Origin of the sequence: Kitasatospora sp. NPDC057940 (assembly GCF_042887425.1) — a bacterium.
GTDB lineage: Bacteria > Actinomycetota > Actinomycetes > Streptomycetales > Streptomycetaceae > Kitasatospora.
In genome coordinates, this window is record NZ_JBHVPH010000021.1 from 20,846 (window position 1) to 45,524 (window position 24,679).

General features: G+C 75.8%; 11 protein-coding genes and 1 pseudogene. 7 read left to right on the forward strand and 5 right to left on the reverse strand.

Annotation, left to right across the window (positions count from 1 at the left end):
• Nucleotides 1-150: 150 nt before the first annotated feature.
• The 4 genes and pseudogenes from ACFVTF_RS27170 to ACFVTF_RS27185 form a co-directional block, all read right to left on the reverse strand.
• Nucleotides 151-351, reverse strand: a complete 201-nt coding sequence (locus tag ACFVTF_RS27170; protein WP_331744753.1) for an MbtH family protein — start codon at nucleotides 349-351, stop codon at nucleotides 151-153.
• A gap of 49 nt (nucleotides 352-400) precedes the next feature.
• Nucleotides 401-1,228, reverse strand: a pseudogene (gene ddaH, locus ACFVTF_RS27175) (dimethylargininase); the annotation flags it as partial.
• A 105-nt stretch (nucleotides 1,229-1,333) separates the two neighbouring features.
• Entirely contained in the window at nucleotides 1,334-2,158 is an 825-nt protein-coding gene (locus ACFVTF_RS27180; RefSeq protein WP_387817066.1) for an ABC transporter permease, read from the reverse strand.
• A gap of 79 nt (nucleotides 2,159-2,237) precedes the next feature.
• Nucleotides 2,238-3,149, reverse strand: coding sequence for an ABC transporter ATP-binding protein (locus tag ACFVTF_RS27185; RefSeq protein WP_387817067.1), 912 nt, complete (start codon nucleotides 3,147-3,149; stop codon nucleotides 2,238-2,240).
• Between the two features lie 469 nt (nucleotides 3,150-3,618).
• On the opposite strand from ACFVTF_RS27185, the gene ACFVTF_RS27190 reads away from it, so the two are divergent.
• Together ACFVTF_RS27190 and ACFVTF_RS27195 are read left to right on the forward strand one after the other, a co-directional pair.
• A complete protein-coding gene (locus tag ACFVTF_RS27190; RefSeq protein WP_331745471.1) occupies nucleotides 3,619-4,095 on the forward strand; it encodes a GNAT family N-acetyltransferase in 477 nt (158 codons plus the stop codon).
• A gap of 446 nt (nucleotides 4,096-4,541) precedes the next feature.
• Complete coding sequence (locus ACFVTF_RS27195; RefSeq protein WP_387817068.1) at nucleotides 4,542-11,756, forward strand: amino acid adenylation domain-containing protein; 7,215 nt, start codon at nucleotides 4,542-4,544, stop codon at nucleotides 11,754-11,756.
• 74 nt (nucleotides 11,757-11,830) lie between these two features.
• On the opposite strand, the gene ACFVTF_RS27200 is transcribed toward ACFVTF_RS27195, so the two are convergent.
• A complete protein-coding gene (locus ACFVTF_RS27200; protein ID WP_387817069.1) occupies nucleotides 11,831-12,664 on the reverse strand; it encodes a thioesterase II family protein in 834 nt (277 codons plus the stop codon).
• A 311-nt stretch (nucleotides 12,665-12,975) separates the two neighbouring features.
• Here ACFVTF_RS27200 and asnB point away from each other — a divergent pair, with 311 nt between their 5' ends.
• The 5 genes from asnB to ACFVTF_RS27225 are packed head-to-tail and all read left to right on the forward strand — an operon-like array spanning nucleotide 12,976 to nucleotide 24,607.
• The gene (gene asnB / locus ACFVTF_RS27205; protein ID WP_387817070.1) at nucleotides 12,976-14,859 is read left to right on the forward strand and encodes an asparagine synthase (glutamine-hydrolyzing); all 1,884 of its coding nucleotides are present in this window, start codon (nucleotides 12,976-12,978) and stop codon (nucleotides 14,857-14,859) included.
• Complete coding sequence (locus ACFVTF_RS27210) at nucleotides 14,856-15,599, forward strand: aspartate/glutamate racemase family protein (protein WP_387817071.1); 744 nt, start codon at nucleotides 14,856-14,858, stop codon at nucleotides 15,597-15,599. The genes asnB and ACFVTF_RS27210 overlap by 4 nt, the downstream gene beginning before the upstream one ends.
• Nucleotides 15,596-17,383 (forward strand): non-ribosomal peptide synthetase, encoded by a 1,788-nt coding sequence (locus tag ACFVTF_RS27215; RefSeq protein WP_387817072.1) that lies wholly within the window; start codon nucleotides 15,596-15,598, stop codon nucleotides 17,381-17,383. The genes ACFVTF_RS27210 and ACFVTF_RS27215 overlap by 4 nt, the downstream gene beginning before the upstream one ends.
• Nucleotides 17,380-23,868, forward strand: coding sequence for an amino acid adenylation domain-containing protein (locus tag ACFVTF_RS27220; protein ID WP_387817073.1), 6,489 nt, complete (start codon nucleotides 17,380-17,382; stop codon nucleotides 23,866-23,868). Before ACFVTF_RS27215 ends, ACFVTF_RS27220 begins: the two co-directional genes overlap by 4 nt.
• A 1-nt stretch (nucleotide 23,869) precedes the next feature.
• Entirely contained in the window at nucleotides 23,870-24,607 is a 738-nt protein-coding gene (locus ACFVTF_RS27225; protein ID WP_387817074.1) for an aspartyl/asparaginyl beta-hydroxylase domain-containing protein, read from the forward strand.
• The last annotated feature ends 72 nt before the right edge of the window (nucleotides 24,608-24,679 follow it).

The window sequence follows — 24,679 nt, forward strand, 5'->3', positions numbered from 1 at the left end:
CCGGCCACCGCTGAGAGCGGATGGCGCCGGGCGGCCTACGCGCCATGGGCCTTTCGGGTCTGGATCATGGCGCCCATGATGCCAGACCCGAGAGACCTTGCGCATGTGTGATGCCGCTGCCAATACGCGAGGGCCGGGGCCGGCTACCGGTCAGTCGTGGGTCAGGGTTCGGGGGCGGATGTCGGGCCAGGTGTGCTCGATGTGGTCGAGGCAGGCCTGGCGTCGGGCTGCGCCGAAGACCGTCGTCCAGCCCTCGGGCACGGTGGCGAAGGCGGGCCACAGTGAGTGCTGGCCCTCGCCGTTGACCAGGACCAGGTAGTCGGCGTCGGGGTCGTCGAAGGGGTTCGTCACCACGTCGTCCTCTCGTGCTCGGTGAAATCCGGTGGGCTTTCCGGTGTGGTCAGTGGCCGCGCAGTTCCAGGGTGCAGCACTTGACGCTGCCGCCCGCCTTGAGGAGTTCGGTGAGGTCCACGCCGATCGGCTCGAAGCCGCGGCGGCGCAGTTCGCCGATCAGGTGGGTGGCCGATTCGGGGAGCAGGACGTGGCGGCCGTCGGAGAGCGCGTTGAGGCCGAAGACGGCGGCGTCCTCGGCGGTCGCCTGGATGGCGTCCGGGAAGAGTTCGCGCAGTACCGCCCGGCTGCCGGGGGTGAAGGCCTGCGGGTAGTACATGATCTCTTCGTCGGAGAGGACGGCGAGCGCCGTGTCCAGGTGGTAGAACTCCGGGTCGACCAGGGTCAGGCTGGTCACCGGGACGCCGAAGAACTCCTGGGCCTCGGCGTGCGACCTCGGGTCGGTGCGGAAGCCGGTGCCGGCCAGCAGCCGACGGCCGGCCAGCAGGTAGTCGCCCTCGCCCTCGTTGATGTGCTCGGGCCACAGCAGTTCGGACCAGCCCTGCTCGCGGAACCAGGACAGGTAGGCCGGGCCCTCGGCCGTGCGCTCGGCGTGGCGGAAGCGAGCGCCCAGGACCTTCCCGTCGACCACGGTCGCGCCGTTGGCCGCGAAGACCATGTCGGGTAGTCCGGGCAGCGGGTCGATCTCCTCGACGGTGTGGCCGAGTTCGCGGTAGAGGTCGCGCAGCCTGGTCCACTGGGCGAGCGCGAGCGCGCCGTCCACCGGCTTCTCCGGGTGCATCCAGGGGTTGATGGAGTAGCTGACGCCGAAGTGGCTGGGCCGGCACATCAGGAAACGGCGCTGGCTTGCGACGCGGGCTGTCATCGGGGTGGTTCTCCTCGGTCTGCGTGCTGCGTGCTGCGTGCTGCAATCTGCGAGCTACGAGCTGCGAGCTGCGTGGTCTTCGTGTTGCTCCGGGGCCCGGGAGGTTCCGGGAGCCGTTCAGTCGATGAGCCGGCGGCGCATCCCGCGGACGGCCAGGAACCAGGCGAGGACGGCGAACGCGGCCAGGACGGCCCCGTGCAGGGCGTCGCCCGCGCCGATCGTTCCGAAGGCGCCGTGGCGCACCAACTGCGTGCAGTGGTAGATCGGGTTGACGGCCGCCACCCCCTGGACCCAGTCGGGCAGCCCGTCCAGCGGGAAGAACACGCCCGCGGCCATCACCAGCGGGGTGAGCACGCCGGACACCACGAGCCGCAGCCAGTCGATCGCCGGCACCAGGCAGGACACCCACATGCCGAGCAGGGCGAAGGCGAAGCCGGAGACCAGCGCCACCAGCGGCACCAGCAGCAGCTCCGGCCCCGGCGGCAGGCCGATGGCGAGGCAGACCAGCAGTGGCGCGGTGCCGTAGACGGAGGACTTGACGGCGATCCAGGACGCCTCGGCCGTGACCAGTTCCCAGACGTCGACGGGCTGGCACAGGACGGCGTCGTAGATCTTCTGGTACTTGCGGCGGTTGAAGCTCTCGAACATCCCGGCGAAGGCCGAGGCGAAGAGCACCGAGGTGACCACCATGCCGACGCCGACGAACTGCGGGTACGGGTGCCCCTGGACCGAGTCGATCAGCCGGCTGAAGCCGATGCCGAACCCGGTCATGTAGACCAGCGGCTCGATCAGCGAGCCGAAGGTGATGGCGGGCCAGTAGCGGCGGAAGAGCAGCAGTTCGCGCAGCCACACCGCCCGCATGGTCGGCCACAGGGCGGGCGGGAGGCCTGGGGCGGGACCGGTCTGGGCCTCGGTGCGGGGCATGGGCGTCGCCGTGGTCATCGGGTGTCCTCTCTGTGGGGGCGGGCAGGCGGGCGGTAGGCGAGGGAGCGAGGGGGACGAGGGAGCGGCCGGCCCGGGCTCAGCCGAGCAGTTCTCCGGTCAGCGCGACGAACACGTCCTCCAGGGAGGTCGGGCGCAGCACGTCCGGCGGGCCGAGGCGCTCGCGCAGCTCCGCGGAGATCGTCTCGGCGCGCAGGACGGAGACCGCGGGCCCGGTGCGCCGGCTGGGCAGTCCGGCCCGGGTGGCCTCGGCCTCGACGAGTTCGCGCCGGGCCGCGTCGCCCCGGTACTCGGCGGCCTGCGCGCCCGCGTGCGCGCGCAGCAGTTCGGCGGGGGTGCCCCGGGCGATCACCCGGCCGCCGGTCACCACGGCCACCTCGTCGGCGAGCCGTTCCGCCTCTTCGATGTAGTGGGTCGACATGACCACCGTGGTGCCGCTCTCGCGCATCCCGTCGATGACGTCCCACAGGTCCTGCCGGATCTGCGGGTCCAGGCCGACGGTGGGCTCGTCCATGAGCAGCAGCCGCGGGTTGTTGACGATGCCCCGGGCCAGTAGGACCCGTCGGCGCATGCCGCCGGAGAGCGCGTCGGCGCGGGTGTGCGCGCGGTCGGTCAGCCGGACGGCGGCCAGCGCCTGGTCGACCGCCTCACGGTAGCGCTCGCGCGGCAGGGCCGTGAACCGGACGAAGACGTCGAGATTCTGGCGCACCGTCAGTTCGGGGTCGATGTTGTCGTGCTGCGGGACGACGCCGACCAGGGAGCGGGCGCGGCGGGAGTCCTCCGGCATCCGGTGCCCGAACACCTCCACGGTGCCCGCGTCCGCGCGGGTCTGCCCGGTGAGCATCCGCATGGTGGTGGACTTGCCCGCGCCGTTGGGCCCGAGCAGGCCCAGGAACATGCCGGGCGGCACTTCCAGGTCCAGGCCGCCCACCGCGGTGGTGGCACCGAACGTCTTGACCGCGCCGCTGATTCGGACGGCAGGAGTGTCCACGCGGGCGCTCCTTTCGGGGAGTCGGGGAAGGCAGGAGAAGCGCAGGGGATGCGCGGGGGAAGTGCAGGGCAAGGCGAGGGGAAGGCGAGGGGAAGGCGGAGGAAGTCGGGCGAAGCCAGGGGAAGTTCGGCGTCGGGGAAGCTACAAGGGAAGTCGGGGAATGTCACCGCCCGGTGCGCCGAAATCCTCGCTCCACGGGGGCCGGGCCCGCGCGATCATCTAACCGCAGAATCGACTTGTCAGGAACCTGCTTTCGGGGGTTCCCCTGTCCATGACCAGGTGTTAGGTTGCTCGAAGATCAATGCCGCCGGGACGCACTATGTCGGCCCATCCGGGGGGAAATTCGGCTCCATCACCCGTAGTTCGCGACCGTAGCGTCGGTGTGCGACGGGTGCTGATCACGTATTCCTCCTTCGGTCGTCACCCGCGGCACCACCACCCCTTCACGCACCTGACCGAGGAGATGTGGATGCAGTCCGACGGACCGCTCACCGCGAACGTCCGCCTGCGGGCCGCGGTAGCCGAGGACGCCGATGTCGTCACCGAGGTCTTCCTGGCCTCCCGCACCGCGACCATGCCGTACCTGCCCCGTCTGCACAGTGACGAGGCCACCCTCAGCTGGATCACCCACGTCGTGCTCCCGGACACCCGGGTGTGGCTGGCCGAGGACGCCGGGACCGGGGCCGTGCTGGGCTTCGCCTCGCTCGACGGCAACCTGCTCGACCACCTCTACCTGCGGCCCGAGGCGCGTCGCCGCGGCATCGGGACGGTGCTGCTGGAGGCCGTCAAGTCGGCCAGCCCGCAGGAGCTCTCGCTGCACGTCTTCCAGAAGAACACCGAGGCGCGCGCCTTCTACGAGCGGCACGGCTTCGTCGTGGTGGACACCAACGACGGCAGCCGCAACGAGGAGAACGAGCCGGACATGACCTACCGCTGGACCGCGTGACTCCCGCCCGCACAGCGCGGTAGCCGGTAGTCCCCCCGCCGAGGGACGTCGGCGGACCCCCGCGGCCCCGGAGCCCACAAGGACCCCCGGAGGCCACCACGGCCGGGGGCCCGCGACGGCCCCGGGGGCCCGGCGGCCCACGACATCACCACGGTCCGTCAATCACCACGGTCCGTCAATCACGACGGCCCCACATCACCACGGTCCGTGGATCACCACGGTCCGTGCATCACCATGGCCCGCAACTCGCCACGGCCGGGCCCACAACGGCCTGAACTCACCACGGCCGCGGCCCCCGTCGGCCCGTCACCCACCACGGCCGCGACTCGCCCCGGCCGCGACTCACCACGGCCGGGGCCCACAACGGCCAAGAGCCACCGGAAACCACCGTCCGGCCCGCCCGACCCACCCGGCCGGCGGGGCGGTTCCACCTGGAGGGATGCCCCGTGCTGGGCGAACACAGCCTGCCCGCGGAGACACCGCTGTCGTACGCACAGTTGGCGCTCTGGTTCAACGACCGCCTCCAAGGCGGCGACGCCTCGTACAACGTCCCGGTGGCGCTGCGGCTGACCGGGCCGGTCGACCACGAGGCGCTGCGGTCCGCCCTCGCCGACGTGGTGGAGCGGCACGCGGCCCTGCGCACCGTCTTCCCCGAGCGCGACGGCGTGCCGCGCCAGCACGTGCTGGCGATGGCCGAGCTGCCGCCGGTCCTCACCGTGGTGCCCGTCACCGAGGAGGAGCTGCCCGCCCTGATCGAGGCCGGGGCCGGGCACGTCTTCGACCTGGAGTCCGAGGCCCCGCTGCGGGTGCAGCTGTTCGTGCTCGGCCCGCAGCAGCACGTGGTGCTGATGGTGCTGCACCACATCGCCGGCGACGGCTGGTCGCTGGCCCCGCTGGCCCGCGACCTGAGCACCGCCTACCTGGCCCGCAGCCAGGGCCGGGCGCCCGTGTGGTCCCCGCTGCCCGGCACGTACGCCGAGTACGCCGTGCGCCAGCACGCGAACCTCGGCGACCTGGACGACCCGCAGGGTCAGGGCGGTCGCCAACTCGCCTACTGGCGCCAGGCGTTGGCTGGCCTGCCGGACTTCCTGGAGCTGCCCACCGACCACCCCCGCCCGGCGGCGATGTCGCACCGGGGCGAGTACTTCCCGTGGGACCTCCCGGCCGAGCTGCACCGCGAGCTGCTGGCGCTGTCCCGCTCCTGCCGGGTCAGCATGTTCATGGTGCTCCAGGCGGCGCTGGCGACGGTGCTGACCCGGTCGGGGGCCGGTACGGACATCCCGATCGCCAGCCCGATCGCGGGCCGCACCGACGAGCGCTACGACGACGTGGTCGGCTACTTCGTCAACCCGCTGGTCCTGCGCCTGGACACCTCCGGTGACCCGACCTTCCGCGAGCTGCTCAAGCGGGTGCGCCGCACCGACCTCCAGGGCTTCGCCCACCAGGAGTTCCCGTTCGAGCGGCTGATCACCGCGCTCAACCCGCACCGCTCGCTGGGCTGGCACCCGCTGTTCCAGGTGATGCTGGCCTTCCAGAACACCCCCGAGGCCTCCCTCACACTGCCCGGCATCGAGACCGAGATCACCGAGGCGGGCCCGGGCGGAGCCAAGTTCGACCTGTCCTTCAACATGCGCGAGGTGCACGACGCCGACGGCGCCCCGGCCGGGCTCGGCTGCTTCGTCGAGTACAGCACCGACCTGTTCACCCGCGCGGGCGCCGAGGCCCTGACCGCCCGGCTCGGCCGGCTGCTCGCCGCGGCCGCCACCGACCCGGACCAGCGGATCGGCGCGTACGACCTGCTCGGCGCCGAGGAGCGGATCGACCTGTTCGAGCGTGCCCACGGGCCCGCCCTGCCCGCCCCCGCAATGCCGCACGCCGCCGCGGAGACGTACCACGGCGCCTTCGAGCAGCGCGCCGCCCTGGAGGGCGAGGTCACCGCCCTCGTCGCCGAGGACGGCCGGTTCACCTTCGCCGAGGTCAACGAGCGCGCCAACCGGCTCGCCCGGGAGCTCGTGCGGCGCGGCGCCGGCCCCGAGCGCTACGTCGTCCTGGCGCTGCCGCGCACCACCGACCTGCTGATCGCGCTGCTCGCCGTCCTCAAGTCGGGCGCCGCCTACATACCGGTCAGCCCCGCCGTGCCGCGCGAGCGGCTGGCCGGCATCCTCGCCGACGCCGCCCCGGTCTGCGTGCTCGCGACGGCCGCCGACGCCGGCCGGCTGCCGGACGGCGCGCCCGTCCTGGTGCTGGACGAGCCCGGGGCGCGGGCCGCCGTCGCCGCCCACCCCGGCGGGAACCTGACGGACGCCGACCGCACCGGCCCCACCGGTCCGGACGACCCGGCCTACGTCATCCACACCTCCGGCTCGACCGGGGTGCCCAAGGGCGTGGTGATCCCGCACGGCGGCCTCAGCAGCCTGATGCACCACCACCGCACCCGCATGGTCCGCCCGTCCGGCGGCCCGCAGGGCCGGCGCCTCCAGCTCGGCCTGGTCGCCTCGATCACCTTCGACACCGCCTGGGAGCCGCTGTTCTGGCTGCTGGAGGGCCACCCGCTGCACCTGCTGAGCGACGAGGTCCGGCTCGACCCGCAGGCCCTGGTCGGCTACGTCCGCCGGGAGCGCCTCGACTTCCTGGACCTCACCCCGACGTACGTCCCGGCGCTCACCGCCGCCGGCCTGTTCGCCGAGGGCCACCACCGCCCGGCCGTGCTGATGCTGGGCGGCGAGGCCGTCGGGCCGGCGCTGTGGACCGAGCTCTCCGCCCTGCCGGACGTCGCGGTGTTCAACTACTACGGCCCGACCGAGTGCACCGTCGACGCGCTCGCCTGCTCCCTGGCCGACAGCCGCACCCCCGTCATCGGCCGCCCGCTCGACAACACCCGGGCGTACCTGCTGGACGACCTGCTGCGCCCCGTCCCGCTCGGCGTGCCCGGCGAGCTCTACCTGTCCGGGCCGCACCTGGCCCGCGGCTACCTGCGCCGCCCCGCCCTGACCGCCGAGCGCTTCGTCGCCGACCCGTACGGCCCGCCCGGCGCCCGGATGTACCGCACCGGAGACCTCGCCCGGATGCGCCGCGACGGCCAGGTGGAGTACCTCGGCCGGGCCGACGGGCAGATCAAGATCCGCGGCTTCCGGATCGAGCCCGGCGAGATCGAGGCGGTGCTGCTCCGCCACCCCGCGATCGTGCAGGCCGCCGTCCTGGCCCGGGGCGCCGGCGCCGAGGAGCGCCACCTCGCCGCCTACCTGGTGACCGAGGACGGGAACGCCCCCGACCTCGCCGAGGTGCGCGAGCTGCTGGCCGGGCAGCTGCCCGACTACATGATCCCGGCGGCCTACGCCGTCCTGGCCCGGCTCCCGCTCAACTCCAGCGGGAAGCTGGACGGTTCCGCTCTGCCCGAGCCCGAGCTGCGGGCCGCCACCGGCCGCTCCCGGGCCCCCCGGGACGCCCGCGAGGCCGCGCTGTGCGCGCTGCTCGCCGAGGTCCTCGGCGTGGCCGAGGTCGGCCCCGACGACGACTTCTTCGCGCTCGGCGGCCACTCCCTGCTCGCCACCCGGCTGGTCAGCCGGGTGCGCACCGCCCTGGGGACCGAACTGCCCATCCGGGCGGTCTTCGAGAGCCCGACGGCCGCCGGGCTCGCCCGCGCGGTGGACGCCGGGCGATGTCGCCCGGCGCTGACCGCCGCCGCCCGCCCCGAGCGGATCCCGCTCTCGCACGCCCAGCGCCGGCTCTGGTTCCTCCAGCAGCTGGACCCGCACAGCGACGCGTACCACATCCCGCTGGCCCTGCGCCTGACCGGCGCCCTGGACGTGGACGCCCTCGCCGCCGCGCTGCACGACTGCGCCGTGCGCCACGAGGCCCTGCGCACCGTCTTCCCGCTCCCCCGCGGTGGGGACGCGGCCCCCCACCAGCGGATCCTCGCCCCGGAGCAGCTCCCGCCGCTGCTGCGGCACTCCGGGACCGCCCCGGTGACCGAGGAGGGCCTGGCCGAGGCCCTGCGCACCGCCGCCGCCCAGCCCTTCGACCTCGCGTCGGAGCCGCCGCTGCGCGCCCACCTCTTCGCCCTCGCCCCCGAGCGGCACGTCCTGCTGCTGACGGTCCACCACATCGCCTGCGACGGCTGGTCGATGGGCCCGCTCGCCCGCGACCTGGGCGCCGCCTACCAGGCCCGAACGGCCGGCCGGGCCCCCGAGTGGAGCGCCCTGCCCGTCCAGTACGCCGACTACACCCAGTGGCAGCTCGCCCTGCTCGGGGACGACCAGGACCCGGGCAGCACCGCCGCCCGGCAGTGGCAGTACTGGAGCGGGGCGCTGGCCGGCCTGCCCGAGGAGATCGCGCTGCCGGTGGACCGGCGGCGCACCGCCGAGACCGGCCAGCAGGCCGGCCGGGTGCCGCTGCGGCTGAGCGGCGCGGACCACCGCGCCCTGGCGGAGCTCGCCCGGGCCGACGGCGCCAGCCTCTTCATGGCCGTCCAGGCCGGTCTGGCGGCGCTGCTCACCCGCCTCGGCGCGGGCACCGACCTGCCGATCGGCACCCCGGTCGCCGGGCGCACCGACGAGGCCCTGGACGACCTGGTCGGCTTCTTCGTCAACACGCTGGTGCTGCGCACCGACACCGACGGGGACCCGGGCTTCCGGGAGCTGCTGCGCCGCGTCAAGGACGCCGACCTCGCCGCCTACGCCCACCAGGACCTGCCGTTCGAGCGGATCGTCGAGCTGGTCAACCCGGAGCGCTCCCCCGGCCGCCATCCGCTCTTCCAGGTCGCCCTGGTGATGGAGCAGGCGGGCTCCGCCGTGGAGATCCCCGGCCTCGACAGCGAGCTGTTCACCGCCGGCCCGGCGCCGGCCAAGTTCGACCTCACTGTCACCCTGGGCGCGCCCGTCGGCCCGGACGACGAGCTGACCGGCGCCGTCGAGTACCGCGCCGACCTGTTCGACCGGGCCACGGTCGAGGCGATCGCCGGCTGCCTGACGCGGCTGCTCGGCGCGGCCGCGGCCGATCCCGAGCGGCCGATCTCCCGGCTCGAACTGTCCGCCGAGGGCGAGCGACCGCGACTGCTGGAGCGCTCCGCCGGCGAGCGGCGGGAGCTGGCGCCGACCACGCTGGCCGCCCTGGTGTCGGCAGGGCTCGCCGCGCCGTCCGACACCCCCGCCCTGGTGTTCGAGGGACAGGCGCTCGGCCCGGCCGAGCTGGACCGCCGGATCGACGCGCTGGCCCGCCGGCTCGCCGCGGTCGGCGTCCGCCCCGGCAGCCGGGTCGCGGTGGCCGTGCCCCGCTCGGTGGAGCTCGTGGTGGCGCTGTGCGCCGTCCACCGCGCCGGCGGCGCCTACCTGCCGCTGGACCCGGACTACCCGGCCGACCGGCTCGCGTACATGCTGGCGGACGCCCGCCCGGCCGCGGTGATCGCCGCCCCGGAGCAGGCCGCCGCGCTGCGCCCCGCCGAGGGCGTGCCGTGCCTGTCGCCGGAGGACCTGCCGGCGCCCGAGGGCGTCACGCCGACCGCCCCCGGCCCCGGCGACCCGGCCTACGTGATCTACACCTCGGGTTCGACCGGGCGGCCCAAGGGCGTGCTCGTCCCGCACCACGCCATCGCCAACCGGCTGCGCTGGGGCCAGGGGGAGTACCCGCTCGGCGCCCGGGACGGCGTGCTGCAGAAGACCTCGGCCAGCTTCGACATCTCGCTGTGGGAGTTCTTCTGGCCGCTGACCACCGGCGCCACCCTGGTGCTGGCGAAGCCCGACGGGCACCGCGACCCGGCCTACCTGGCGGAGCTGATCCGGCGCGAGGGCGTGAGCGTCGCCCAGTTCGTGCCGTCCATGCTGGACGTCTTCCTCCAGCACCCGCGGGCCGCCGAGTGCACCGGGCTGCGCCTGGTGGTGGCCAGCGGCGAGGCGCTGCCCGCGGCCACCGTGCGCCGGTTCCGGCAGGTGCTCCCGGGCGCCCGGCTGGACAACCTCTACGGGCCCACCGAGGCCGCCGTGGAGGTGACGGCCTGGGAGTGCGGCCCGGCGGACGAGCAGGCGAACCCGGTGCCGATCGGGCGGCCGGTCTGGAACTCCGGCGCCTACGTGCTGGACACCGCCCTCAACCCCGTCCCGCCGGGCGTGCCGGGCGAGCTCTACCTGACCGGCGAGCAGCTCGCGTACGGCTACCTCGGCCGCTCGGCGCTCACCGCCGAACGCTTCGTCGCCGACCCGCACGGCGCGCCGGGCACCCGGATGTACCGCACCGGCGACCTGGCCCGCCACCGCCCCGACGGCGTGGTGGAGTACCTGGGCCGGGTGGACAGCCAGGTGAAGCTGCGCGGCCACCGGATCGAGCTCGGCGAGATCGAGACCCGGCTCGGCGAGCACCCGGCGGTCACGGCCTGCGCCGTCACCGTGCGCGAGGACCGGACCGGCACCGCCCGGCTGGTCGCCTACGTGGTGCCGGACGGCTCCGCGCAGCCGCCCACGGCCGCCGCGCTGCGCGCCCACCTGCGCGGCCGGCTGCCCGACCACATGGTGCCCACCGCCTACGTGCTGCTCGGCGCGCTGCCGGTGACGGCCAACGGCAAGCTGGACCGCCGGGCGCTGCCCGAGCCGCAGACCCACGTCGAGAGCCGGGCCCGGGAGCCGCGCACGCCGGCCGAACGCACGCTGGTCGCGGTCTTCGCCGAGCTGCTGGGCGTGCCCGAGGTCGGCCCGGAGGACGACTTCTTCCTGCTCGGCGGCCACTCGCTGCTGCTGATCCGGCTGGTCGAGCGCATCCACGCGGAGTTCGGCGTCGACCTGCCCGTGAAGGCGCTGTTCGAGGCGCCGACCCCGGCCGCGCTGGCGCAGCGGCTGACCGGGCAGCGGCCCGGGCGCGCCGACGCCCGCTTCGAACCGCTGCTGGCGCTGCGGGCCGCGGGCGGCCGGGCACCGCTGTTCTGCGTCCACCCGGTGACGGGCGACGGCCTCGGCTTCATCGGCCTGCTGCGCGGGCTCGACCCGGACCAGCCGGTCTACGCCTTCCAGGGCATCGGCCCGGTCGGCGGCGGGGAGCGGCCGGCCGACGTGGACGGCCTGGCGCGGGAGTACCTGGCGCGGATGCGCGCCGTCCAGCCGCACGGCCCCTACCGGGTGCTCGGCTGGTCCTTCGGCGGGCTGGTCGCGCACCAGATCGGCGTGCTGCTGCGCGAGCAGCGCGAGCAGGTCGACCTGGTCGCCCTGCTGGACAGCCATCCGGCGCCGCCGGGCGCCGGGGAGGTCACCGACACCGACGTGCTGGCCGAGCTGCTGACGGCGACGGGCGCGCCCGCCGCCGAGGTGGCGGCCGTCCTCACGGAGCAGTGGCGGCCCAAGCCCTCGGAGCTGCTCGACCGGCTGGCCGTGGCGCTGCGCGAGGCCGCGCCGCGCGACGAGGACGAGCTGGCGGTGTTCCTCGACTCCTGCCGCTACCACGCCGGGCTGATGGCGGCGTGGACGCCGGGGGTGCTCGACGCGGCGCTGACCACCTTCACCGCGACCGGCGACCACCGGCCGCAGGACACGGTGGCCGTCTGGTCCGCCCACGCCACCGGGCCGGTGGCCGACCACCCGCTCGCCGCCCGGCACCTGGACCTCGCCGACGCCGGGCCGATCGACGAGATCGCCCGGGTCGTCGCCGCCGTCCTGCGACGGGCCGACGAGGGCCGGCGATGACGGTCCGTCCGGAGCGTTCCGGACGGACCGCCACCCGCCGCCCGGCCCCGTCGTACGGAACCGGGCGGCCGGGGTCAGGCGCCCGGCGCCCGGCCCTCCTGGGGGCCGTCCGCGGTGTCCAGGCACGCCCGGGCCTGCGCCGCGAGCTCCGCGAGCACCTCGGCCCGCTGCTGGTGCAGGAAGAAGTGGTCGCCCGGCAGGATGCGGTGGCGGAAGTCGGCCGCCGTGGTGGCCCGCCAGCCGGTGATCCACTCCGGTCCGGCCATCAGGTCGTCGGCGCCGCCGAGCGCCAGCACCGGGCAGGGCAGCACGGTCGGCCGGACCCGGTCGTTGTACTCGCCCAGCAGGGTGACGTCCGCCCGGAGCACCGGCAGGATCATCTGCATCAGGTCGGCGAACTCCAGCACCTCGGCCGGGGTCCCGCCGAGGCCGACGATGCGCTCCAGGAGCTCGTCGTCGGTGAGTCCGTGCAGCCGGGTGACGTCCGGCGTGCCGGGGGCCCGGCCGCCGGAGACCACGAGGGACAGCGGCAGCGGCCGCGCCTCGGCGGCGAGCCGGCGGGTCGTCTCGTAGGCGATCCGGGCGCCCATGCTGTGGCCGAAGAGGATGAACGGTTCGTCCGCCGGGCGGCTCGCCAGCAGGGCGAGCAGGCCGTCGACGACCTCGTCCATGACGGCCGACGGCGTCTCGGCGAGGCGGGTGCCCCGGCCCGCCAGCTCCACCGGAACGATCGTCAGGCCCGGCTGCTCGCCGGACCGGGCCCACGGCAGGTAGGCGCTCGCGGAGCCGCCGGCGTGCGGCAGGCAGTAGACGCGCACGGGCCCGGACCGCCCGTTCGGCGCGGCGTCCCGGTGCCACGGCGTCCATCGGGCCACCTCGTCGTGCTGTACGGCGGACGAACCGGTCATCGCTGCTCCTTTTTCTTCCCCAGTCAATTACGCGAAGCCTGAACAGGCCTCCCGCACGACTTTATGCGGTAATTCACGGGTTGGTCCAGCCCGTATTCCGGCATGCCCCGAGAGGATCCAACCGGGCGATGCTGCAGCTCAGTTGTGCCCTGAAATAGTCGGTTGGCGCATAAGGATCTTGAGTCTTTCCCGGAACACCGAGCTCTGTTACGGTGCTCCTCGTCCGGGTTTCTTTCGGATATTTCCAGAGTATTTCGATCGGCGAGTTCCGACGACGAGTTCCGAACGCACGACGGGAGAGGGCGGACAGAATGTGCGGAATAACCGGCGTATTCGTCCTGGGCGGCGGTCGCCCGGCCGATGCCGCCGTGGTCCGGGAGATGACGGCGTGCCTGGTGCACCGCGGCCCCGACGACGACGGCCACTACGCCACGGACGGCCTGTGCCTGGGCTTTCGCCGACTGGCCCTGAACGACCTCGCCGGCGGCAACCAGCCGCACCGCACCGAGGACGGCACCCTGGCCTCGGTCTGCAACGGCGAGATCTACAACCACCGCGAGCTGCGCGCCGCGCTGAGCCGCCGCGGCCACCGGTTCCGCACCGAGAGCGACACCGAGGTGCTGCTCCACCTGTACCGCGAGTACGGCGAGGACCTGACGGCCCACCTGGACGGCCAGTTCGGCTTCGCGCTGCACGACGCCGCCGCGCAGCGGCTGCTGCTCGCCCGCGACCGGGCCGGCATCGTCCCGCTCTTCTACACCGTCGCCGACGGCCAGCTGATCTTCGCCTCCGAGATCAAGGCGATCCTGCGCCACCCCGCCGTCAGCGCCCGGGTCGACCTGCGCGGCCTCGACCAGGTGCTGACGCTGCCCGGGCTGGTCAGCCCGCGCACCATGTTCGAGGGGATCAGCGCGCTGCGCCCCGGCGAGCGGCTGATCGCCGACCGCTCCGGCGTGCGCACCGAACGGTACTGGGACCTCGACTTCCCGCTCGCCGCCGACCTCGACCCGGTGGCCCCCGAGGCCCTGGACCGGGAGCTGGAGCGGTACGCCCACCGCACCGCCGAACTGCTCGACGGGGCCGTGCGCAGCCGGCTGCTCGCGGACGTGCCGATCGGCATGTACCTCAGCGGCGGCCTCGACTCCAGCCTGATCGGCGCCCTGATGGCCCGGGCCCGGCCCGGCCACGCCTGGCCCAGCTTCTCCGTCACCTTCCCCGGCCGCGACTTCGACGAGGGCCCGCACCAGCGGCTGGTCGCCGCCAAGCTGGGCACCGAGCACCACGAAGTCCCGGTCGGCGAGCACGAGGTGGCCGAGCGGATCACCGCGATGGTGCGCCACGCCGAGGCACCCGTGCGCGAGTCGTACAACGTCTGCTCGCTGGCGCTGTCCGAGGCCGTCCGGGCCGCCGGGACGGTCGGCGCGCTCAGCGGCGAGGGCGCCGACGAGCTGTTCGGCGGCTACCCCGGCTACCGCTTCGACGCCACCGGGCTCGGCGGCAGCCGGCTCACCGGCCTGGACGCGCAGCTGGAGCGCGAGATCCGCGAACGGATGTGGGGCGTCGACCTCGGCTACGAGCAGGACCAGCTGCCCGCCCAGGAGTTCCGCCGCGAGCTGTACGCCGAGGACCTGGCCCACGGGCTGGACGAGTTCTCCGTCACCAACCAGCGCCTGGTCGACCCCGGGCGGCTGGCCGGGCGCCACCCGCTGCACCAGCGCTCCTACCTGGACTACCACCTGCGGCTCGCCGACCACCTGCTCGGCGACCACGGCGACCGGATGGCCCTGGCCAACGGCGTCGAGCTGCGCTTCCCCTTCCTGGCGAACGCGGTGGTCGACCACGCCACCACGCTGCCACCGGAGTTGATGCTCGCCCACGGCCGGGAGAAGGCCGTGCTGCGCCGGGCGGCCGAGGGCCTGGTGCCCGGCGAGGTGCTCGGCCGGCAGAAGTACGGCTTCCGCGGCCAGACCAGCAGCCACCTGCTGAGCACCGGCGCCGACTGGTTCGAGGAGCTGGTCTCCCCCGCGACCGTCCGCCGCCAGGGCTACTTCAACCCGGACACCGTCGCCGCCCTGACGCGGCGTCAGCGGGGAGACGGCCAGCAGGTGCACGCCCACCTGGACACCGACTACCTGATGCTCGTCGCGACCTTCGCCCTCTTCGTCGAGGAGTTCGATCTGCCGTGCCTGGGATGACCGCCACCGCCGCCGGGCCGATCGCCGGCCCCGGCACCCGCCCGCGCCACCCGCTGGTCGGGGTGGTCGGCGGCATGGGCCCGCTGGCCTCCGTCGAACTGCTGCGCACCGTCTACCGGGCCTGCCGGCTCCACCCCGAGCAGGACACCCCCCGGGTGCTGCTCTGGTCCGACCCGGCCGTGGTGGACCGCACCGAGGCCATCGGCAGCGGCGAACTCGACGAGCTGCGCCGCGCCGTGGAGTCCTCGCTGCGCGGCCTGCTGGCCGCCGGCGCGGAACGCGTGGTGATCGCCTGCATCACCGCCCACCACGTGCTCGGCGACCTGCCCGCCGACCTCGCGGCGCGCTGCGTCTCCCTGGTCGACGTGGTGCACGAGGAACTGGCCGCGGCCGGCGAACCGCACCTGCTGCTCTGCTCCTCCGGCACCGCCCGGGCCGGCATCCTCACCTCGGGCGCCGCCGGGGCCCGGGCCGCCCGGCAGCTGGTGGCGCTGCGCCCGCCGGACCAGGAGGCGCTGCACCGGGAGATCCACCGCCTCAAGCGCGGCGAGGACCCGGCCCGCACCATCGACTTCCTGCGCGAGACCCTGCCCCGCTACGGCGTGCGGTCCTTCGTCGCCGCCTGCACCGAGCTGCACCTGGTCACCAGGGCGATCGAGGACGCCGGTCTGAGCGAGGCGCTGCCCTCCCTCGACCCGCTGACGGTCGTGGCCCACCGGATCATGAACGGAGAGTTGTGAGCCACACGAGCATCCTCGACCGCTGGGCCGACCAGGTCGAGCGCCGAGCCGCCGCCCCCGCCCTCGCCACCGCCGAGCGGGTCTGGAGCCACCAGGAGCTGGCCGGGCTGGCCGCCGGCCTGCGCGACCGCCTCGCCACCGGCACCGGCCCGGTCCTGGTCGCCTGCGCGGACCCCGTCCCGGTGGTCGCGGCGATCCTCGCCTGCGCCGCCACCGGCCGCCCGTTCGCCCCGGTGGACACCCGCCAGCCCGCCGCCCGCTGGACGGCCCTGCTGGAGGACCTCCGGCCGGGCGCCGTGCTCGCCGACGCCGCCGGCCGCTCCGCGCTGGCCGCCGCCGGGCCGGGCCTGACCGTCGCCGGACTGCACCTGGCCGTCGCCGGACAGGGCGAACTGCCGCTGCTCGCCGCCGAGTCGATCACCCCGCTGCCCTGGGCGGCCGACGACTGGATCGGCATCAGCGGCCCCGACGCCGGCTACGTCTACTTCACCTCGGGCACCACCGGCCGCCCCAAGGGCATCCGGGGCAGCTTCGAGGCGGTCGCGCACTTCCTGGACTGGGAGATCGCCGAGTTCGGCATCGCCCCGGGCACCCGGATCTCCATGCTCACCTCCCCCGGCTTCGACGCCTTCCTGCGCGACGCCCTCGTCCCGCTGTGCGCCGGCGGCACCGCCGTGCTCCCGGCGCCCGGCGCCATCCCCGTCGGCGCGGCCCTGGCCCGCTGGCTGACCGAGCAGCAGGTCGACCTGCTGCACTGCGTGCCCACCGTGTTCCGCACCCTGCGCGCCGCCGGGCTGGCCGCCGACTCCCTGCCGCGGCTGCGCGGCGTGCTGATGGCCGGGGAGCCGGTCCGCCCCGCCGACATCGCCTGGTGGCGGGCCCTGTTCGGGGGCGACAAGGAGCTCGTCAACCTCTACGGGCCGTCCGAGACCACCATGACCAAGGTCTTCCGCCGGCTCACCGCCGAGGACGCCGACGCCGGGACCGTCCCGGCCGGCCGGCCGATGCCCGGGGTCGAGATCGCGGTGCTGTTCGGCGGGCGCCCGGTGGTGGACGCGATCGGCGAGATCGAGATCCGCACCCCGTTCCCGCTGCGCGGCTACCTGGGCGACGCGGCCGGCGGCTTCGTCGCACCGGACCGGTACCGCACCGGCGACCTCGGCCGGCTGGGCGCCGACGGCACCCTGGAGGTCCTGGGCCGCCGCGACCAGCAGGTCAAGGTGAACGGCGCCCGGGTCGAGCTCGGCGAGATCGAGGACCTGCTGCGCCGCCACCCCGCGGTGGCGGACGTCTGCGCCGCCCTGGTCGAGGAGGCCGACGGCGAACCGGTGCTCTGCGCCTACCTGGTCGCCGACGGCGCCACCGACGAGGAGCTGCGCGCGCACGCCGCCGAGGGCCTGCCCGCCGCCGCCCGCCCCGCCCTGTACCTGCGGCTCGCCGCGATCCCGCGCACCCTCAGCGGCAAGGCCGACCGGCGGGCGCTGCCCAGCCCGGCCGCCGCCCTGGCCGGGCGCACCGGCGAACAGCCGCTGGACGGCCTGGAGGCCGGCATCGCCGAGCTGTGGCGCGAGCTGCTGCACGTGCCCGCCGTCGGCCGGCACGACGACTTCGCCCTGCTCGGCGGGGACTCCCTGGGCATCGCCCGCCTGCTGGACGGGCTGCGCACCCGCTTCGGCGTCGAGGTGCCGCTGCGGGTGTACGTCGGCGACCCGACCGTCGCCGGGCTGGCCGCGGCCGTCGCCGCCGGCCGCGCGGACGCCTCGCCGGAGGGCGGCCGCCGATGAGCCGCGACACCTCCCTGCCGCTGCGCGGCGACCGCGCCCGCGCGCCGCTGTCCTACGCCCAGCGCTCCATCTGGCGGGCCGAGCAGGTGCTGCCCGGCACCGCCCTGAACAACGAGAGCGCCGCCTTCCACGTCAGCGGCCCGCTGGACGTGGCCGCCCTGGAGCGGGCGCTGGCCGCCGTCGCCCGGCGGCACGAGGTGGTGCGCTGCGCCGTCGCCGCCGACGGGGCGGGCGAGCCGTGGCAGCTGTTCGCCGACCTGGTCCGCCCGGCCGTCGAGACCGTCGACCTGACCGGCGTCCCCGAGGGCGAGCGCGCGGACCGGCTCGCCGAGCTCACCGCCCGCGCCGTGGCCGTGCCCTTCGACCTGGCCCGGCCCCCGCTGATGCGCACCCAGCTGTTCCTGCTGGGCGGGGGCCGCTCGCTGCTGCTGTTCACCGCCCACCACATCGTGGTCGACGCCTGGGGCTTCGGCGTCTTCCTGGAGTCGCTGGCCGCCTGCTACACCGCCGAACTCGGCGGCGGGGCCCCGGCCCCCGCCCTCGCCGACGGGCCCGACTTCGGCGACTTCGCCGCCTGGCAGCGCGGCGACGACAGCGACACCGGCCACGCCGGCGGAATCGACCACTGGCAGACCCGGCTGGGCGGCGAACTGCCCACCGCCGACCTGCCGTCCGACGTCGGCCCCGGCGGCGACCCGGCGGCCGGCGCGCTGCACCACTTCACCGTCCCCGCCGAACTGGCGGCCCGGCTCAGCGCCTTCGGCCGGGGCGAACTGGCCAGCCTGTCCACCGTGCTGCTCACCGCCTTCTGCGCCACCGCCGCCCGCTGGACGGGCCAGGACGACCTGGTGGTCGGCATGCCGGTGGCGACCCGCGGCCGCACCGCGCTGGCCGGCGTGGTCGGACCGCTGCTCAACCTCGTCGCCCACCGCAGCGACCTCGGCGGCGAGCCGAGCTTCCGGCAGGCCCTGGCCCGCACCCGGCAGAACCTCAAGGCCGACCTGCGCCACCGTGACACCCCCTTCGACCTGGTCCTGGAACGGCTCGGCCGGGCCGCGGGCGGGCGCACGCCGCTGTTCCAGCTGATGTACTCCTTCCACAGCGGCCCCACCACCACCCTGGAGCTGCCCGGCGTCACCACCGCCCCGGCGCCCTCGCACAGCGGCACGGCCAAGTACGACCTGACCTTCTTCCTGCGCCCGCGCCCCTCGGGCGCGCTGGACGCGACGCTGGAGTACCGCACGGCGCTGCTCGCCCCCGAGACGGCGGCCGACTTCGCGGACTCGCTGCTGTGCCTGCTGGAGGCCGCCGCGGCCGACCCGGACCGGCCGCTGGCCGAGCTCCCGGTGCTCTCCGAAGACCGGCGCCGGCGCGTCCTGGTCGACTTCAACCGGGCGCCCGACGCCGAGCGCGCCTGGGCCACCGTGCCCGAGGCGCTGCGCGCACTCGCCCGGCAGGACGGCGCAGCACCGGCCGTCGAGTCGCCCGGCCACGCGTTCGGCCGGGCCGGGGCCGACGCGGCCGCCGACCTGGTCGCCCGCCGGCTGGTGGCCCGGCACGGCGTGGCGCCCGGCGACCGGGTGGCCCTGCGCGTCGAGCGCGGCGCACAGCTGGTGCCGCTGATCGTCGGCATCTGGCGGGCCGGGGCCGTCCTCGTCCCGCTGGACGAGGCCATGCCCGCCGCGCGGGCCGAGCACGTGCTCGCCGACAGCGGCGCCCGCCTGCTGATCGGCGACCCCGTCGAGGGGCTGCCCGCCGCCGACCCGGCCGCGCTGCTCGACGAGCGCCCGGACGCCGCCGACTCCGGGGCGGGCCAACCGCTGCCCGGCGCCGGCCCCGCGGACCTCGCGTACCTGATGTACACCTCGGGCTCCACCGGGCTGCCCAAGGGCGTGGCGGTGCCGCACGGCTGCGTCGCCAACCTGCTGCACAGCGTGGTCCGCGCCGAGCCGGGCCTGCGGGCCGACGACACCCTGCTCGCCGTCACCTCGATCACCTTCGACATCTCCGTCCTGGAGCTGTTCGCCCCGCTGCTGGCCGGCGGCCGGGTCGTGGTCGCCCCGCGCGAGAGCGTCCGCGACGCCGAGGCGCTGGGCGCGCTGCTGGAGCGCAGCGGCGCCACCGTCGTGCAGGCCACCCCCTCGCTCTGGCGCGGGCTGCTGGACGGCGGCTGGGCGGGCCGGCCCGGACTGCGGGCGCTGTGCGGCGGCGAGGCCCTGGACGCCGACCTCGCGGATCGGCTGCTGGCCCGCTGCGCCGAGCTGTGGAACCTGTACGGGCCGACCGAGACGACCATCTGGTCCACCGTCGGGCGGGTGCTGCCCGGCGAGGGCGTCACGGTGGGGCGCCCGGTGGCCGGCACCGTCTGCTACGTCCTGGACCGGCGGCTGCGGCCGGTGCCGCGCGGGGCCGTCGGCGAGCTGGTGATCGGCGGGGCCGGCGTGAGCGCCGGGTACCGCAACCGCCCGGAGCTGACCGCCGCCGCCTTCGTGGCCGACCCGGTCGACCCGGCCGGCGGCACCGTCTACCGCACCGGCGACCTGGCCCGCCACCTGCCGGACGGCCGGCTCGTCGTGCTCGGCCGGGCCGACCAGCAGGTGAAGATCCTCGGCCACCGCATCGAGGTCGGCGAGGTGGAGTCCCTGCTCGCCGCCCACCCCGAGGTCCGCCAGGCGGCCGTGGTCGTGGACCGGGGGCAGCCCGCCGGGCCCCGGCTGGTCGCCTTCGTCACCGCCCGCACCGGGGACGACGAACTGCCCGACCGCCTGCGCCGCCACCTGCGCGAGCGGCTGCCCGCCGCCGCCGTCCCCGGGGTGATCGCCCCGCTGCCCGCGCTGCCGCTCAACACCAGCGGCAAGGTGGACCGGCCGGCGCTGCTGCTGCGCGCCGGGGAGCTCACCGCCGCCCGGCGCAGCGCGCCCGTCACCGAGGCCGAGCGGGCCGCCGTCGCGCTCTGGGCGGAGGTCCTGGGCCTGCCGTCCGAGCGGGTCGGCACCACCGACGACTTCTTCGCCGCCGGGGGCAACTCCATCGCCGCGACCCGGCTGCTCGGCCGGGTCCGGGCCCGCTTCGGCGCCGCGCCCTCGCTCGCCGAGTTCTACACCGACCCCACCCCCGCCGCCCTGGCGCGGGTGCGGCCCGCCGCCCCGGCGCCCGCCGCCCGGACGACCGGGCCGGCCCCGGACGCCGTCCCAATGACCGACCAGCAGCGCCAGCTGTGGCTGCTGCACCGCCTGGCCCCCGACTCGCCCGCCTACCACCTGCCCGCCGCGCTCGACCTGGCCGGCCCGGTGGACGAGGCGGCCCTGACCGGGGCGCTCGCCGACCTGACCGCCCGGCACCCGGTGCTGGCCGCCCGCTGCGAGCTGCGCGAGGACGGCCCGGTGCTGGTCCTCGCGCCGCCCGCCGCACCGGCCCTGGCCGTCCTGGACGCGGCGCCCGAGGAGGTGCCCGAGCTCGCCCGGGCGGAGGCGGTGCGCCCCTTCGACCTGGCCGGTGAGCCGCCGCTGCGGCTCACCCTGGTGCGCACCGGCCCCGAGCGCTCGGTGCTGCTGTGCACCGCGCACCACCTCGCCGTCGACGGCTGGTCGATCGGCGTGGCCGTGCGCGAGCTGGCCGCGCTGTACGCCGCCCGCCTCGGCCTGGCCGAGCCGCCGCCCGCGCTCGACCTGGACTTCGCCGGCTACGCGGCCGGCTGCGCCGACGAGGCGGGCCTGACGCTGCGCCAGGAGCACCTGGAGTACTGGCTGAAGCGGCTCGACGGGCACCCCGGGGTGCTCGACCTGCCCGCCGACGCGCCGACCCGGGCGCGGCCGACGGGAGCCGGCGAGACCCTGCCGGTGGCGCTCGCCCCGGAGCTGACGGCCGCGCTGCGCGAGGGCGCCGCCCGGCTGCGCACCACGCCCTTCACCCTGCTGCTCGCCGTGTACGCGGCGCTGCTGGGCCGCTACGCGGGCAGCGACGACGTCCTGGTGGGCGTGCCCGTCGCCAACCGCGACCGGCCCGAACTGGAGTCGCTGGTCGGCTCGTTGGCCAACACCCTGCCGGTGCGGGTGGACCTGGCCGGGGCGCCGTCCTTCGCCGAGCTCGCCGCCCGCACCGGGCGGGCGCTGGCGGGCGACCTCGGCCGTCCGCTGGTCGCCTTCGACCGGCTGGTGGCCGGCCTCGGCCTGGCCCGCGAGCCGGGCCGCCCGACCCTGGTCCAGGCCTCGCTGGTGTTCCAGGACGCGCCGCCGGCCGACGTCCGGCTGGGCCCGGCCGCCGGCGTGCTGCGCCAGGTCCCCACCGGGGCGGCCAAGTACGACCTGACCCTGGCCCTGGACGAGCGCGCCGACCGGATCGCCGGCGCCCTGGAGTACGCCACGGACCGCTTCGGCCCGCAGTTCGCGGACCGCTTCGCCCGGCACTTCCACGTCCTGCTGCGCGCCGCCCTGGCCTCGCCGCAGGCCCCGCTCGACGCCGTCGAGCTCACCGACCCCGCTCTGCCCGACCCGCGCCCGGCCCGACCCGCGGGCCAGGCGCGCGCCGAGCACGCCGTCTCGGTGTCGGAGCTGTTCCGGGACCGGGCGGCCGCCCGTCCGGACGCCCCCGCGATCCGGGCCGAGGGCGTGACGGTCGACTACCGCCGGCTCGACGCCTGGAGCGACCGGATCGCGGCCCGGCTGCTGGAGCGCGGCGCGGCGCCCGGCCGGTTCGTCTCGGTACTGCTGCCCGCCGGCCCGGTGCAGAGTGCCGCGATCCTCGGCGTCGCCAAGACCGGGGCCGCCTTCGCGGTGCTCGACCCGGCCGACCCGGACGCCCGCCTGACCGCGCTGCTGGCGGACGCCGAACCGGTGTGCCTGCTGGCCGCCGAGAGCACGCTCGCCCTGCACCCCGAACTACTGGCGGACGACGGGCACTTCGCCGGCGTCCCGGTCGAGGCCGTCGACCCGCGGGTGCCGGCCGCCGACGAGCCCGCGGGCCCCGCCCCGGCCGCCTCCCCCGCGGGCCCCGGCGACCCGCTCTGCCTGGTCTACACCTCCGGCTCCACCGGCACGCCCAAGGGCATCGCCCTGCCGCACGCGGCGCTCGCCCAGTTCGCCCACTGGCAGCGCGAGCACTTCGGCATCGGGCCGGACAGCCGGATCGCCCAGTGGGCCCCGTTCACCTACGACGCCGCGTACACCGAGGTGTTCGCCGCGCTCTGCTCGGGCGCGGTGCTCTGCCTGCCGCCGCAGGGGCTGCGCCGCGACCCGCTCGCGGTGGCCGGGTGGCTGCGGGCCGAGCGGATCACCCAGATCCAGACCGTCCCGGCCTTCTTCCAGCTGGTCACCGAGGCGCTGGACGCCACCGGCTCGCACCTGCCGGACCTCGCCCACGTGCTGATGGCCGGCGAGGTGCTCCCGGTGGCCCTGGCCGCCGCCTGGGCGCACCGCCCCGACCGGCCGCGGCTGCACAACCTCTACGGGCCCACCGAGTGCGTGCTGGCGACGCACCGCGAGCTGGCGCCGGGCGAGGAGTTCCCGGCCGGGGTGCCGATCGGCACCCCGATCCCGGGCCGCGAGGCGGTGGTCCTGGACCGCGAGGGCCGGCTCTGCCCGGTCGGGGTGGTCGGCGAGATCCACCTGCGCAGCGACTTCCTGGCCGGCTCGTACCACCGCAGGCCCGAGGAGAGCGCCCGGGCGTACGTCGCCGACCCCTGGCGGGCCGGGGGCGGGCTGTACCGCACCGGGGACCTGGGCCGCCGCCTCCCGGACGGCGAGCTGGCGTTCGTCGGCCGGATCGGCAGCCAGCTGAAGATCCGCGGCAACCGGATCGAGCTGGAGGAGATCGAGGCGCTGCTGGAGCTGCACCCGGGGGTCCGCGAGGCGGCCGCCGCCGCGCACGGCCGGGGCGGGGCCCGCCGGCTGGTCGGCTACGCGGTCGCGGCGCCCGGGGTCACCGGCGCCGAGCTGCGCGCGCACCTGGCCGAACGGCTCCCGGCGGCGGTCGTGCCGGACACCGTGATGCTGCTGGACGCGCTGCCCCGAACGCGCACCAACAAGCGGGACCGGGCCCGGCTGCCGCTGCCCGGGGCCGCCGCCCGGCCCGCCGACGCCGCCCCGCTGGCCGGGGTCGAGCAGCTCGTCGCCGACGCCTGGCGCCAACTGCTGGGCGGCGGACCGGTCGGCCGGCACACCAACTTCTTCGAGGCCGGCGGCGACTCGCTGCTGGCCGCCCGGCTCCAGCTGGAGCTGGCCCGCCGCCTGGAGCGGCCGGTCCGGCTGGTGGACATCTTCGGGCGGCCCACCATCGCCGAGTTCGCGGCCGGCCTCACCGAGGGCGCCGCGCCGAACGGCCGGGCCGCCGCCGAGACCGCCGAGCCGCGCGGCGAACGCCGCCAGAGCGCCGTCCGGGCCCGCGCCAGGGCCCGCCGCGAGGCCCGGGACCGGGCCGAGGGCCCGGCCGCCGACCAGCACACACCGGCCGGGCCGACGACCCGGACCGCACCGACAGGGAGGGACTGACATGGACGTTCAGGGCGTGATGACGGAGCTGCACGGCATCCTCGGCACCGAGGGGCTGGAGCGGGTCGAGGAGTGCCTGCGCATCCTCACCGGCGAGCAGGCCCCGGAGTACCTGCACGACGACCAGGAGCCGACCCGGCTGTTCTTCCCCGGGATCAGCGCCCTGCCCTGGCACGACACCGCCGAACTGCCCTGGGTGGCCCGGATGGAGGCGGCGTACGACCGGATCAAGGCCGAGTTCCTGGAGCTGCGCGCCGAGCAGGCCCGCTTCGCCCCGTACGAGGACCTGTACACCAAGGAGCTCGGCTGGCAGGGCTGGGACACCTACCAGCTGTACCGCAACGGCAGCTGGCGCGACGAGGTCCCGGAGCGCTGCCCCGAGACCCACGCCGCCGTCTCGGCGAGCCCGCACGGGCCGCGCGACGGCATGTTCACCATCCTCAACCCCGGCGTGCACATCACCCCGCACACCGGCGGCGTGAACCTGCTGCTGACCGCGCACCTGCCGCTGATCGTGCCGCCCGGCTGCGCCATCAAGGTCGGCGACGACGAGCGGGGCTGGGAGGAGGGCAAGGTGATCCTCTTCGACGACAGCTTCATCCACGAGGCCTGGAACAAGGGCACCCAGCAGCGCGCCGTCCTGCTCTGGGACGTCTGGCACCCGGAGCTGACGCCCGTCGAGGTCCGGGCCCTGGAGTTCCTGATGCCCCGTTTCCAGCGCTACCTCATGGCGGTCTGAGCCGCCCGGCGGCCCCGAACCCCATGGCGGTCTGAGCCCCGGCCGCGTACCCGGTCCTGCCCGCCCCGCCGC